Origin of the sequence: Colwellia psychrerythraea (assembly GCF_000764225.1) — a bacterium.
Classification (GTDB): domain Bacteria; phylum Pseudomonadota; class Gammaproteobacteria; order Enterobacterales; family Alteromonadaceae; genus Colwellia; species Colwellia psychrerythraea_D.
The window spans coordinates 38,562-52,471 of sequence record NZ_JQED01000029.1; the positions used below are offsets into that span (position 1 = coordinate 38,562).

At 38.8% G+C, this 13,910-nt stretch carries 10 protein-coding genes; all 10 read right to left on the reverse strand.

Features of this window, described 5'->3' with window-relative positions:
• Positions 1–21: 21 nt before the first annotated feature.
• The gene (gene accA / locus ND2E_RS10535; RefSeq protein ID WP_033093952.1) at positions 22–978 is read right to left on the reverse strand and encodes an acetyl-CoA carboxylase carboxyl transferase subunit alpha; all 957 of its coding nucleotides are present in this window, start codon (positions 976–978) and stop codon (positions 22–24) included.
• A gap of 132 nt (positions 979–1,110) precedes the next feature.
• Positions 1,111–4,626: a DNA polymerase III subunit alpha gene (dnaE, locus tag ND2E_RS10530; RefSeq protein ID WP_033094163.1), complete on the reverse strand. Its 3,516-nt coding sequence runs from the start codon at positions 4,624–4,626 to the stop codon at positions 1,111–1,113.
• A 46-nt stretch (positions 4,627–4,672) separates the two neighbouring features.
• Positions 4,673–5,326 (reverse strand): ribonuclease HII, encoded by a 654-nt coding sequence (gene rnhB, locus ND2E_RS10525; RefSeq protein ID WP_033093953.1) that lies wholly within the window; start codon positions 5,324–5,326, stop codon positions 4,673–4,675.
• Positions 5,327–5,384: 58 nt separating this feature from the next.
• Positions 5,385–6,545, reverse strand: coding sequence for a lipid-A-disaccharide synthase (lpxB, locus tag ND2E_RS10520; protein WP_033093954.1), 1,161 nt, complete (start codon positions 6,543–6,545; stop codon positions 5,385–5,387).
• A gap of 79 nt (positions 6,546–6,624) precedes the next feature.
• Complete coding sequence (gene lpxA, locus ND2E_RS10515) at positions 6,625–7,395, reverse strand: acyl-ACP--UDP-N-acetylglucosamine O-acyltransferase (RefSeq protein ID WP_033093955.1); 771 nt, start codon at positions 7,393–7,395, stop codon at positions 6,625–6,627.
• A 55-nt stretch (positions 7,396–7,450) separates the two neighbouring features.
• A complete protein-coding gene (gene fabZ / locus ND2E_RS10510) occupies positions 7,451–7,903 on the reverse strand; it encodes a 3-hydroxyacyl-ACP dehydratase FabZ (RefSeq protein ID WP_033093956.1) in 453 nt (150 codons plus the stop codon).
• A 126-nt stretch (positions 7,904–8,029) separates the two neighbouring features.
• Entirely contained in the window at positions 8,030–9,079 is a 1,050-nt protein-coding gene (gene lpxD, locus ND2E_RS10505; RefSeq protein WP_033093957.1) for a UDP-3-O-(3-hydroxymyristoyl)glucosamine N-acyltransferase, read from the reverse strand.
• Between the two features lie 58 nt (positions 9,080–9,137).
• The gene (locus ND2E_RS10500) at positions 9,138–9,656 is read right to left on the reverse strand and encodes an OmpH family outer membrane protein (RefSeq protein ID WP_033093958.1); all 519 of its coding nucleotides are present in this window, start codon (positions 9,654–9,656) and stop codon (positions 9,138–9,140) included.
• 108 nt (positions 9,657–9,764) lie between these two features.
• Positions 9,765–12,224, reverse strand: coding sequence for an outer membrane protein assembly factor BamA (gene bamA, locus ND2E_RS10495; protein ID WP_033093959.1), 2,460 nt, complete (start codon positions 12,222–12,224; stop codon positions 9,765–9,767).
• Positions 12,225–12,550: 326 nt separating this feature from the next.
• On the reverse strand, positions 12,551–13,909 hold the full coding sequence (gene rseP, locus ND2E_RS10490; protein WP_033093960.1) for a sigma E protease regulator RseP: 1,359 nt from the start codon (positions 13,907–13,909) through the stop codon (positions 12,551–12,553).
• Position 13,910 lies beyond the last annotated feature (1 nt).

Consider the following 13,910-nt stretch of genomic DNA (forward strand, 5'->3'; position numbering starts at 1 on the left):
AAGTACTGTCGGCTGAGTTATTTAGCAGTAACCGTATGACATTAATCTATCATAACGCTTCTCGATAAGCTCATCTTTACTCAAGCCTTCAAGTTCTGATAGGTCATTTTTAATTGCATGTTTAAGTTGCGCGGCCATCACATCCATATCTCGATGTGCTCCACCTAATGGCTCCTCAACAATACTATTAATTAAGTCGAGCTCTTTGATACGCTGTGCGGTAATACCCATCGCAGCAGCTGCTGTAGGAGCTTTCTCAGCTGTTTTCCATAATATAGATGCACAACCTTCAGGTGAAATTACAGAATAAGTCGCATATTGCAGCATATTAACTCTATCACCAACACCAATGGCTAAAGCGCCACCTGAACCGCCTTCACCAATCACGGTACAAACAATAGGAACAGTTAAACGTGCCATAACTTTTAAGTTACGTGCAATAGCTTCACTTTGTCCTCGCTCTTCTGCACCAACACCTGGATAGGCACCTGGAGTGTCGATAAAGGTAATGATTGGCATATTAAAACGTTCTGCCATTTCCATTAAACGGAGTGCTTTTCGATAACCTTCTGGACGCGGCATGCCAAAGTTACGCTTAACTTTTTCAGCAGTTGAACGACCTTTTTGATGGCCTATTACCATGACGGGTTTACCGTCTAAACGAGCTGTACCACCAACTATGGCGCTATCATCAGCATAAGCACGATCACCTGCTAACTCATCAAATTCTGTAAAAATTCGTGATAAATAATCGAAGGTATAAGGACGTTGAGGATGGCGTGCCACTCTCGCAGTTTGCCAAGCATCTAAATTTGCGAAGATTTTCTTAGTTTGCTCTTTGTTTTTTTCGCGTAATTGTGCAATTTGATCTTCTATATCAAGATCTAATTCTTGTCCATTATTTACTAACTGTAGCTCTTCTATTTTCGCATCAAGCTCAGCAATTGGCTGCTCGAAATCTAAAAAGTTTAATGACATGCTTATTTACCTAATAAATCTAGTTAATTTTTATAATCGGTTTCACTACTTAACCAAAACACTTTAAGTTTACAATCTTTAGCAATACTTTAAATAAAGCATGCTTACTCAAGATTTTAAGCTAAGTAGTTGTTATTTAAATTCCATGGCGACGCGTTCTTCGCCAAGCAATGTTTTTAATTCGTACAGTAACAAATCAGCCGGCGTTACTCGCCATTGTACGCCTAACTCAAGCATAGCTTGAGCTTCTTCACGCTGATAAAAAACTCTCACTGGACAGGTCCCTTCTTTAAAAGGCGTTAATACCTGAGTAAATTGTTCAATAAAATTATCTGCTATCAAGCTGTTATCAACCTGAACATCAATGGAGCTTAGATAATTTTCTCGCGCATCAGTGATTGTCATTATATCCCGAGCTGTCATTGTATTACCACCAGAATAATCATCAAAGCTGACCTGTCCGCTACAAACTAAAATAGCATCACTTACCAACAATTCTGCAAAACGGTCATAATCATCTGGAAAAAGCCGGATATCCATACGAGCACTCTTATCATCTAGAGTCACTAATGCCCAGCGACGCCCACGTTTATTGACTAAAACTCTGACGCCTATGACTAAGCCTACGGCAACCGCTTGTCTATCTCTTCCAGTAGGTTGCATAGCGACAAGCCGGCTTGATGAATACTTTTTTATTTCACTTAAGTAACGATTTATCGGATGACCTGTTAAATACAGCCCTAACGTTTCTTTTTCACCATCAAGCCAAGCTTCTTCAGCCCACGCTTTAGCCTCTTTAAAAGACTGTCTAGAATCAGTTTGTTCGTCATTAATTAAACCAAATAAATCATTTTGTCCTAACAATTCTGCCTTGGCATGTTGCTCAGCTGCTTTTATCGCTTCTGGCAAGGTTTCAAAGAGCGCCGCACGATTAGCCCCTTGCTCTTTAGTTGAACCAATTTGGTGTTTAGGTCCTAATGAGTCCATGGCACCTGATTTAATTAACTTTTCCAATACACGTTTATTGGTTTTTTTAAGATCTAAACGCGCACAAAAATCAAATAAATCGGTAAAAGGTCCACCCGCTAAACGCGCAGCAATAATCGCTTCAATTGGACCTTCACCAACGCCTTTTACCGCGCCGATACCATAAACAATTTGGTCATGGTCATTGACAGTGAATTTATATTGTCCTGCGTTTACATCAGGTGGTAACAATACAATTTCCATATTGCTACATTCATCAACTAAAGTAACAATTTTCTCAGTGTTATCCATGTCGGCAGACATTACTGCAGCCATAAATGGTGCGGGAAAATGGGTCTTCATCCATAACGTTTGATAAGAAACCAAGGCATAAGCAGCTGAATGTGATTTATTGAAACCATAACCAGCAAACTTTTCAACTAAATCAAATATTTTCATGGCGAGTTCGCCATCTACACCACGTCCTATGGCGCCTTCTTCAAATCCTGCACGTTGCTTAGCCATTTCTTCTGGTTTTTTCTTACCCATAGCTCGACGGAGCATATCAGCACCACCAAGAGAGTAACCAGCTAGTACCTGAGCAATTTGCATAACCTGCTCTTGATACAAAATAATACCATAGGTAGGTTCAAGTACTGGCTGCAAGTCTTCATGTTGCCATGTCTCATCTGGGTAACTAATGGCTTCACGACCATGTTTACGCTCAATGAAGTTATCAACCATGCCCGATTGCAGTGGCCCTGGCCTAAATAAGGCCACTAGAGCGATAATATCTTCAAAGCAATCGGGTTTTAATTTTTCGATTAGAGATTTCATTCCGCTTGATTCTAGCTGGAATACGGCTGTCGTTTTTGAAGCGAGTAACAACTTAAAACTTGCCTTATCTTCCAGATCAATCGCAGCGATATTGATCGGCTCTTTGCCCGCTTTAAGCAACTTAGCATCAGCCATTTCAATGGCCCATTGCAAAATAGTAAGTGTTCTTAATCCTAAAAAGTCAAACTTAACTAAGCCGGCGTCTTCTACATCATTTTTATCAAATTGGGTTACAGGGTTGTTACCTTCATCATCACAATATAATGGCGCAAAATCGGTGATAGTTGTAGGGGAGATAACCACGCCACCTGCATGTTTACCCGCATTACGTGTAGTACCCTCGAGGATACGACACATATCTATAAGATCTTTTACTTCAGAATCTTGTGCATATACTTCTGGTAGCTTTGGTTCTTCTTCAAATGCTTTAGCTAAAGTCATACCGGGTGTAGGCGGTATCAGCTTTGAAATTCTATCAACAAAGCCATACGGATGGCCTAATACTCGACCAACATCACGGATAACCGCTTTAGCCGCCATCGTACCAAAAGTTATAATTTGCGAAACCGCATCTCGACCATAAAGCTCTGCAACATGGTCAATAACTTCATCGCGCCTATCCATACAAAAATCGATATCGAAATCTGGCATAGAGACACGTTCAGGGTTTAAAAATCGCTCAAAGAGTAAATCATATTCTAGTGGGTCGAGGTCGGTAATATCTAAAGCATAAGCAACTAAAGAGCCTGCACCAGAACCACGGCCAGGGCCAACAGGGATATTATTATCTTTACTCCATTGAATAAATTCCATTACGATTAAGAAGTAACCAGGGAAGCCCATGTTATTAACAACTTCAAGCTCAACAGCTAAACGGTCATCATAGGGTTTCCTTATTTCAGCAAAGTCAGGCGCATCAACATCAAAAAGCTGCTTAAGCCTTTTTTCTAAGCCTTTTTCAGATACTTTGATAAAAAAATCATTAATTTCTAGACCTTCAGTCGGGAAGTCAGGTAAGACATACTCCCCTAGGGTCACAGTCACATTACAGCGCTTGGCAATTTCAACACTATTTTCTAGGGCTTCTGGTATATCACTGAACAGTTCACACATTTCCTCTTCACTGCGAAGATATTGCTCAGCGCTATAACGTTTAGGTCGGCGTTTATCATCTAAAGTAAAACCGTCATGGATCGCGACTCGAATTTCATGGGCATCGAAGTCTTCAGGAGAGAGGAACATCACCTCATTCGTAGCGACTACGGGCAGGTTTTCTTTATCTGCAAGTTCTACAGCAAGATGAATGTAGTTTTCTTCATTTTCTCGACCTGTTCTCATTAACTCAAGAAAAAAGCTGCGGTCGAAATGTTGCTGATAAAAACTAACCATTTCATCAACTAACTCAGTATTGCCTTTCAATAAGGCTTTTCCGATGTCTCCTTCACGCCCACCGGAAAGTAGAATTAAACCTTCTTTAAATTCAACTAACCAGGATTTATCAATCACTGCTCTGTTTTGAATATGTCCTCGGGTATAGGCTTTTGAGATAAGTTCAGTTATATTTTTATAACCAATATTATTAGTTGTTAATATAACTAAACGTGAAAGCTCATCTTCCAATTCATCACTTTTTACCCAAAAATCACAACCGATAATAGGTTTAATTCCAGCACCGTGAGCAGCATGATAATATTTGACTAGACCGCAAAGGTTAGTTTGATCAGTTAAGGCAAGTGCTGGCATGTTAAGTTCAACCGCTTTTGCAATAATTGGTTTAACTTTTTTTAGACCATCACACATAGAGAAATCACTATGAACGCGTAAATGGATAAATTTGGGTGGCATAAAAGCAGTAGGCTCTTCCTCTGTAGCGGCTTCTTCACTATGTAAATCAGTCATTGTATGTACCTAATACTCTGGCGACAGGTTTAAAACTTTGTCGATAACAATCCAATACTCCATGCTCAATAATTTTTTCTAAATGGAGTTTGGTTGGATAACCTTTGTGCTTGGCAAAACCATACTCAGGATGACGCTTATCTAAGGCAATCATTTCATTATCGCGGGCAACCTTAGCAATAATCGAAGCTGCACTTATCTCCGCGACTCTGGCATCGCCTTTAACTACCGCTTGGCTAGCTATTTTCGATTCTTGTTGACCTAATTCATTTTTCCTCGTTAAAAAAGTGGGACAACGATTTCCATCAACAAGTACAAAATCAGGCTCAACATCTAAGCCTGCTACAGCGCGTTGCATGGCAAGCATAGTTGCGTGTAATATATTTAAGGTATCAATTTCTTGCGGGGTTGCACGTCCTAGTGACCACGCGATTGCTTTCTCTTTTATTTCAATTGATAGCAAGTTCCGCTTTTTCTCTGACAATTTTTTTGAATCCATCAAGCCTGTGATTGGGTTATCGGGATCGAGAATGACAGCCGCAGTAACGACATCACCAACTAAAGGACCTCGACCAACTTCATCAATTCCCGCAATACAGTAGGCTATCGGGTATTCGAAATCAGGAAAAGCTTGCTTACTTGCCATATTATTTACTCTAGATAAGGTATGCTTATCTTATTCGTTAATTATTATTGTCTAAAAATTAATGAGATAGTACATCAAGTACTGCTTTAGCTGCTTGCTTACTAGCGTCACACTTCAGCTGTTGATGAATCTCATTATAACTGTCATTCAGTTGGCTCTGATCTTGATACAAACGCTCTTTTATCAAAGGTATTATATTGTCAGGACAAACTTCTTTTTGTAATAGTTCCGGCACTAATGTTCTATTTGCTAATAAATTCGGTAGAGAGAACCACTTCAATTTAACTAACCATCGGCCTAATAAATAGGTTATCGGGCTAAATTTGTAACAAATAACCATCGGGCGTTTAATTAGAGCGGCTTCTAAAGTTACTGTACCTGAGGCAGTTAATAGACAGTCACTGGCAGCCATAACATCTTGTGTTTGGTTAAGTACTACTTCGACTATTAAATCAGGTGCTAATTCAGCTTTGAGGGCGTTAAATTGTGCTGTACGTTGCTCGCTGATCATCGGCGCAACAAAAAGTAATTCACTGTCTTGAGCCTGTAGTTGTTTAGCACTTTCGAAGAAGTCTTCCAATAAACGAGATAATTCGCCGCCACGACTACCAGGCATCAGCGCAAGAATTTTTTTATTTTGTGGTAAGCCTAGTTTATTTCTCGCTAAAGTTTTATCACTTTGCATTGGAATATCATCGGCAAGTGGATGACCAACAAAGGTACAAGGAACCTTGTGCTTATCATAAAAAGCTTTTTCAAATGGCAATAAAGCTAAAACCATATTTGTCGCTTTAGCTATTTTAAAAATGCGCTTTTCACGCCACGCCCACACAGATGGACTAACATAATGAACAGTTTTAATGCCATGTACTTTAAGCTTTAGTTCAAGACCAATGTTAAAATCAGGAGCATCAATGCCAATAAATACATCAGGCTTATTAGCAGTAAAAAAATCAGTTAAACTTTTACGAACATGTAATAAACGACGAATTCGTCCGAGCACTTCGACGAGTCCCATGACTGATAATTCGTCCATATTAAATAAGCTTTCAAAACCTAAAGCTTTCATCTTGGGACCGCCAATGCCTACAAATTTCGCATTAGGGTGAGTTTGACGTAATGAAGTGATCAGGCCCGCACCGAGCGTATCACCTGAATGCTCACCAACAACCATAGCAAATACAGTTTGTTGGTGAGCGTTTAGATTCTGAGTAGTCATAGGCGTTAAAAGTACTTAAAGTTAATGATACCTATAGAAAAGGTACTTATATTAACGGCACATGTTTAACGTATTAAGTTTAACGAATGAGACCGCGATTAGATTCTTTGATTGAGTTACAAAATACTTGTAACTCTGCAGATTGTGCTGGCAATTTACTGATAGCGGTTAATGCTTCTTCTACAGAAAGCCCTTGACGATACAAAACTTTGTAAGCGCGCTTTATTGTTAAAATAGTTTCTTTATCAAAGCCACGACGTTTCAAACCTTCACTATTTAAGCCAAAAGGTTTTGCTGGTTGGCCAGAAGCCATAACATAAGCAGGAACATCTTTTAAGATCAAGGCATTACCTGCAATAAAACTATGTGCACCAATGTGACAGAATTGATGAACACCAACCATGCCGCCAATGATAGCATGATCACCAACGTGAACATGACCAGCAATAGAAGCATTATTTGCGAAAATACAATGACTACCTACCATACAATCATGGGCAACATGAGTATATGCCATAAATAAATTATTACTGCCTATTTGAGTAATACTATTATCTTGAATTGTGCCACGGTGGACAGTACAAGACTCTCGAAAGGTATTGTTGTCACCAATAATCAGTTCAGTTGGCTCACCATTATACTTAATGTCCTGACAATCTTCACCAATACTGGCAAATTGGAAAATACGGTTACCTTTACCAATGCGGCTTGGACCATTAATAACCACGTGAGAGCTAATTTCACAGTCATCGCCAATAACAACGTTACTCGCAATATAAGTCCATGGACCTATAGAAACATTTTTACCAATAACGGCACCGGGTTCAATAATAGCTTGAGGATGAATCATATATTAAATCTTCTAAAAGGTAAGTGAGCGAATAAATAATAAATATAAATTTAAACTACAGAGGGCGACGTGCACACATAAGATCGGCAGAACAAACTACTTTACCATCCACTCTGGCTTCACCATAAAATTTCCACATACCGCGACGCTCTTTAATAAATTCAACATGCAAGTGCATTGTATCGCCTGGTAATACAGGCTTTTTAAATTTAGCATTATCGATTGAAGCAAATAAATACATTTCATTATCATCACGCCCTTCTGTACTCTTGAATCCAAGAATACCGGTCGCCTGTGCTAGTGCTTCTAAAATTAATACGCCTGGGAAAATAGCTAACTCTGGAAAATGACCGGTAAACACAGGTTCATTTATTGTGACATTTTTTATTGCATGTAACGTTTTGCCAGGTTCGTGATCAATAACTTTATCAACTAATAACATTGGGTATCTGTGAGGTATTAACGTTTTTATTTCGTTAAGATCGATAGGTTTTTTTACAGTTTCCAAATGAATATCCCTTGTTGGTTAGCGCAGTTAGTTAGAACTTAACTAACTGCCTACTATATTTGCGTCAGCTTCATGTTGAGTGACAGAAAGACTTTGAAGTATTTTACGCATTGGTGGGGGTAATAGCTAGTTTTTAGCAAGTAATTTTTCTAACTCTTTCACTCGTTTAGTCAAACTATCAAGTCGTTTAATCCTGGCATTAGTTTTATGCCATTCTTTATTTGCGACTACAGGCGTACCAGATGAATACACTCCTGCTTGAGTGATACTCTTAGTTACCATGGACATTCCAGTAAAAACAGTGTTGTCTGCAATAGTGATATGACCATTAACAGCAACTAAACCAGCAATCGTACAATTTTTACCTATAACCGTGCTGCCAGCAATAACACTGCAACCTGCTATCGCGGTATTTTCACCAATGATAGCATTGTGAGCAATTTGAATTTGATTATCTAAAATAACACCGTCTTTTATTTCGGTATTATCTAGTGCACCTCGATCAATAGTAGTACTCGCCCCTATCTCAACATGATTGCCAATTATCACGCTGCCAAGTTGTGGGATTTTATGCCATTTATACTCGCCTGGCACAGGTGCATAACCAAAGCCGTCAGAGCCGAGAACGGTGTTAGCTTGGATTAAGCAATGATGGCCAATTTCTACTCTATGATAAATTGTAATATTTGCCCAAAGTGTCGTTGACTCACCTATTTTCACTGCTTGACCAATGAAACAACCCGCACCAATACTCACGTTATCAGCTAATTGCACACCAGATTCAATAACGGTATTAGCACCAACACTGACATTTTCGCCAATAGAAACACCTTCAGCAATCACCGCACTAGGATGAATTCCACAAGAGACTTTCGGTGTGCTATCAAGTAACTGTGCAACAATAGCATACCCCATATAAGGGTTACTCATTACAAGTGCACTCACTTGACAGTCTTCTACTGCATCAGGAGATACAATGACGGCACTTGCTTTAGTTGAGCTAAGTTGCTGCTTATATTTACTATTGGCAAGGAAAGATATTTGTCCTGTACTTGCATTCGCTAAAGTCGCTAAGCTAGTAATTGTAGACTGTGCTTCTTTTTGTTCATCAAGAGCATCCGGCACTATCAACTTAGCATCAAGCTTGATAGCAATTTCAGCTAACGTGTAAGTCATAATTGTGCCTTTACCATTATGAAAGATAAATAATTTATATTACTGATAACTTAATAACTTATTTAAGCTTACTAACTTGCTCTACCACAACATCAGTAAGGCTAGCATCTGGTTTAGCATAAACAACTGCTTGTTGAGAAAGAACTAGGTCAAAATCTTGTTTAACAGCAATTTTATCTACAGCTTGTCGAACTAATGCGATGATTTTATTCGTTTCTTGATTTTGACGCTGAGTAGCTTTGTCTTGTAAAGCTTTACCTTTTACTTGGTATTCTTGGAATAAAGATTTAACTTTTACATTAAGTTCTTCTTTTTCTTTTGCACTCATTAATGAGCCATCACGCTTAAGTTTTTCTTGATAATATTTAATATCTTTTTCAAGCTGAGTAATAACCGCTTTTTCATCTTTAAACTCTGCTTCTAAGCTTTGCATTAATGCAGCTGTTTGCGGTATTTTGCTCATCACTTCTTGAAAGTTAACTACCCCAATCTTTTGATCTGCTGCCATAGCTGAACTTGCTAATAACATGCCAGATGCTGCTACGCCCATAACCATAGTTTTAATAACTTTATTCAACGTTGTTCCCCTTTATTTATTATTTGTTACTTGCCATTTTTACAGATAAATATCTATGTCCGTTAATATAGCAAGATTAATTCATATAACGCAGCTAAAATCTGCGTTTTAAAATGTTTTTCCAATGTTAAAACTAAAGAATGATAAATCATCACCCTCTTCTTCTCTAACAGATCTGGCGAAACTAAAAATCATTGGTCCCATTGGCGAAAGCCATTGCAGCGAAATACCTGCCGAGCTACGAAAACGACCTGGGTCTGAATAGTCATCAATTTTAGCAAACTCTTCTGGTGCTAAATCTTCATAACTTGCCATGTTAAACTCTGTATCCCAAACACTACCAGCATCCCAAAAAATACTTGTACGCACACTATTTGAATAACTTTCATCTAAGAATGGCGTTGGTACTATTAACTCAACACCTGCAAGTGCCATGGCATTACCACCAACAGAGCTTCGTGATACTGCGATAGAGTCATTATCAGGACCTAAACAACAACCTCCACCAGGTAACTGCTTAGGACTACGGTATATTGCACGTGGTCCGACACTGTTGTTTTCAAAACCTCTTAATGAATCTGAGCCACCTGCACTGAAGTTTTCCCAGAAAGGTAATAATTGGTCATTACCATCCACCGTTCCGTAACCATTGGCATAGCCTAACTGCACGCGGGTCAATACTGACCATTTTTGGCTCCGCGTTAATGGGAAGTAAAATTTTGCATCATAGTTTAACTTAAAGTATTGCAAATCAGACTTTGGTGAGGTCATTTTTGCATTAAATCTCTGTTGAGAGCCAGACGTAGGGAAAGTTCCTCGATTGAGTGTACTTCGCGATAGACCCGCATTTAAATCTAAGGTTTTAAAGGCAAGCTGTCCGTCTGGATCATTCGGATCTGCATAAATATCATAGAAGTTCTGAATTTGGTCATACGCTTCTAATTGAGAAATTTGGTTGTATTTCCAACCGACACCAAAGTTTAAACGAAGATATTCATTAACAGGAAATCCCCAGTTAAGACCTAAACCAAACGTTTTATTCTTATATTCAACCAAGTTGGCATTCCCAGCGTCATATTCGCTGTAATAAACTTGACCACCGAGTGAAACAGCATCCACGGTGAAGTAAGGGTCAGTATACGAGATAGTGGCATTTTTTTGATAACTATTTCTCGCTATGTTGAAACCAAGTTGATTACCAGTGCCTAAAAAATTATTTTGTTGAACACCTGCATTTACACTTAATTTGGTTTCTGAGCCATAACCAATACCAGCATTAAATGAGCCTGAAGGTTGTTCTTTGACAGTAAAGTCGATATCGACTAAATCATCTTCCCCTTCAATCTGCTTAGTTTCAAAATCAACGGTTTCCATGTAAGGCAAGCGCATTAGCCATGATTTCGACGATTCAACCACACTGTTAGACAACCAGGCGCCTTCCATTTGTCTCATTTCACGACGTAATACATTATCTGCAGTAACATGGTTACCAGTAAAGTTGATACGATTTACATACACACGCTTTCCTGGATCAATCGATATTGACAATTTAACGGTATGATTTTCATCATCAACTTCAGGAATAGTTCTCACTTTAGGATAAGCATAGCCATATCGCCCAAGGAATTTACTAATCACTTCTTCAGTATAAGTAACCTCAGCACCGTTATATAATTCATCAGCTTGTAATGGGTTTATAGCTCGGATAGTATTTTCAAAACCCGCCATATCTCCGACAAAATCAACCTCACTAATAGTATAAGTCTCACCTTCACTGACATTTAGCGCAATATACACCGCTTTTTTGTCTGGAGTCATTGATACCTGAGTAGAGTCAACCTTGAAACGCAAATAGCCACGGTTAAGATAGTAACTATTGATCGTTTCCATATCCCCTTGTAAGGTCTGCTTCTGGTACCTATCCTGAGCCATAAAGTTCCACCAAGGCGAATCATATGTAAGCTCAATTTTATCTAAAATTTCAGAATCAGAAAAAACTTCATTACCAACAATATTAATTTGCCTGATTGCCGCGGAATCTCCCTCGACAAAAGAAAACTCTAGATTTACTCGGTTTCGCGGTAAGTGTGTAACTTTTGCGGTAACTTTTGCATTGTACTTACCAACACTGTGGTAGAAGTTCTCTAACCCCATCTCTATGCCGGATATAACTGTACGGTCAAGGGTTTCACCTACACGTATATTACTGCCATCGAGACTCTCTGTTAGCTGTTCATCCTTAAGGTCGCTATTGCCATCAAAAAGTATTTCACTAATAGTTTCTCGTTCTCTGACGCGATAAACCAGTCGGTTTCCATCACGGTAAACTCTAATATCATTAAAGTGACCTGCTTGGTACAAGGCCTTTATAGATTGAGAAATTCGAAAGTCATTGAGTTCATCACCGACATTGAACGGAATATGCGTTAACGCAGCACCTAAAGCAACACGTTGCAAACCTTTGACCTCAATGTCTTCAACTTGAAAACTAGATGCAGCTTGGGCATATGGTAGTGATGTTCCTAGCGTACCTAAAAGTAGGGCTAAGGCAATTTTTTTCATGATCATATATTATAAACTTCGTTACTTCTTTTTATAAAAACGGTTAGCTACACACTTAATCTAATGCGGTGACTCTAACACTAGACTGAATTCATTCGATAATTCAATGCTAGTAATAGTAGAGTGTTAAGGCATAAACCTTCAGACTAGCCTCTTCGACTTTCTTTATCCTTCCTTTGAAATCTCATAAAGCCTTATAGCACTAAAGAGCGTATCCTTTCATTCAATTTTTAACGTAAAATGTTGCTTAATATCTTTTCTTAAAATTATTCTGTTACTTCACTTTTACACGTTTTTATAAGTGCAACAACGGCAATAATGGGTGACGTCATTTAACTTAACACTCGACTAAAGTCATTAAATAGCCCTATAGCCATCAACATTAATAACGCCAAAGCCCCAATTTTAAATCCCGCCTCTTGGGCTTTTTCTGATACTTCTCTACCAGTAAAAAGCTCTATAAGATAATAGAGTAAGTGTCCGCCATCAAGTACCGGGAGCGGTAAAAGGTTAATTATTCCTAAATTAATACTAATTAAAGCTAAAAAGCCTAGAAAGTATACAAAGCCATGACTTGCGCTATTACCTGCACCTTGTGCAATTCCTATTGGACCACTGAGATTTTTTACCGAAACATCACCAGTAATCAACTTGCCTATCATGCTAAATGTTAAACTTGTTAAATCCCAAGTTCGTTGAGCACTTTCTTTGAATGAGTCAATAGGTCCATAACTTAATTCAATTAATAATGACTTAGGCCATGCATCAACTCTAGGTGCAACACCAATATACCCTATGGCTTTCCCAGCTTGTTCAATTCTGCTTGGAATGACGATGAGTTTGAGTATTTCACCATTACGCATTGTGGTAATTGCGACATCTTTATTAGGATACTGCTTTATCTCTTTAGCAAAGGCTTCCCAACTATCAGTCAATACATCATTAACAGCAATAAGTTTGTCGCCAACTAACAACCCAGCCAATTCTGCGGGACTACCTTCCGCTACGGCAGCTAGCTCATTGTGAACTTTAGGTCGGTAAGGCGTAATACCTAAACTTGTTAACGCCGACATTTCGTCGGGCGAAAATTGCCAATCACTCGTATCTAAAGTAACGCTAGAAATATACTGACTATCAGTTTTTTTAGTGCTAATTGTTATTTCTTTGTTGCCAATTTGTCCAATAAGTGCAAGGTTAACATCTTGCCAGTCTCGTGTTCTCTTGCCCGCGATACTAATAATTTCGCTGTCTTTAGGTAGATTAGCTTCCGCAGCAATAGTGCTGGGCACAATATCACCAATCATTGGTTTCACGCTAGGAACACCAATAAGGAACATAATATATAAAGCGATTAGCGCAAAAATAAAATTAGCTAACGGGCCTGCGGCAACAATTGCAATACGCTGGTAAACTGTTTTAGCGTTAAAGGTTTTACCTTTATCTTCAGGTTGAACCTCATCAACGCGCTCATCTAACATCTTGACATAGCCACCTAAAGGTATCATTGCCAATATATATTCAGTGCCGTCCTTTCCTCTTTTTCGCCATAGGGGTTTGCCAAAGCCAACTGAAAAGCGCTCAACTTTGACACCATTTTTCCTAGCTACCCAAAAGTGGCCATATTCATGTACGGTAACAAGGATACCTAAAGCAATAACAAAGGATGTTAGGTTCCACAAAAAGTCCATCATG

Coding starts and splice junctions, on each gene's coding strand:
- accA (WP_033093952.1), bottom strand. CDS start 978: ATGTCATTAAACTTTTTAGATTTCGAGCAGCCAATTGCTGAGCTTGAT.
- dnaE (WP_033094163.1), bottom strand. CDS start 4,626: ATGCCACCCAAATTTATCCATTTACGCGTTCATAGTGATTTCTCTATG.
- rnhB (WP_033093953.1), bottom strand. CDS start 5,326: ATGGCAAGTAAGCAAGCTTTTCCTGATTTCGAATACCCGATAGCCTAC.
- lpxB (WP_033093954.1), bottom strand. CDS start 6,545: ATGACTACTCAGAATCTAAACGCTCACCAACAAACTGTATTTGCTATG.
- lpxA (WP_033093955.1), bottom strand. CDS start 7,395: ATGATTCATCCTCAAGCTATTATTGAACCCGGTGCCGTTATTGGTAAA.
- lpxD (WP_033093957.1), bottom strand. CDS start 9,079: ATGACTTACACGTTAGCTGAAATTGCTATCAAGCTTGATGCTAAGTTG.
- bamA (WP_033093959.1), bottom strand. CDS start 12,224: ATGATCATGAAAAAAATTGCCTTAGCCCTACTTTTAGGTACGCTAGGA.
- rseP (WP_033093960.1), bottom strand. CDS start 13,909: ATGATGGACTTTTTGTGGAACCTAACATCCTTTGTTATTGCTTTAGGT.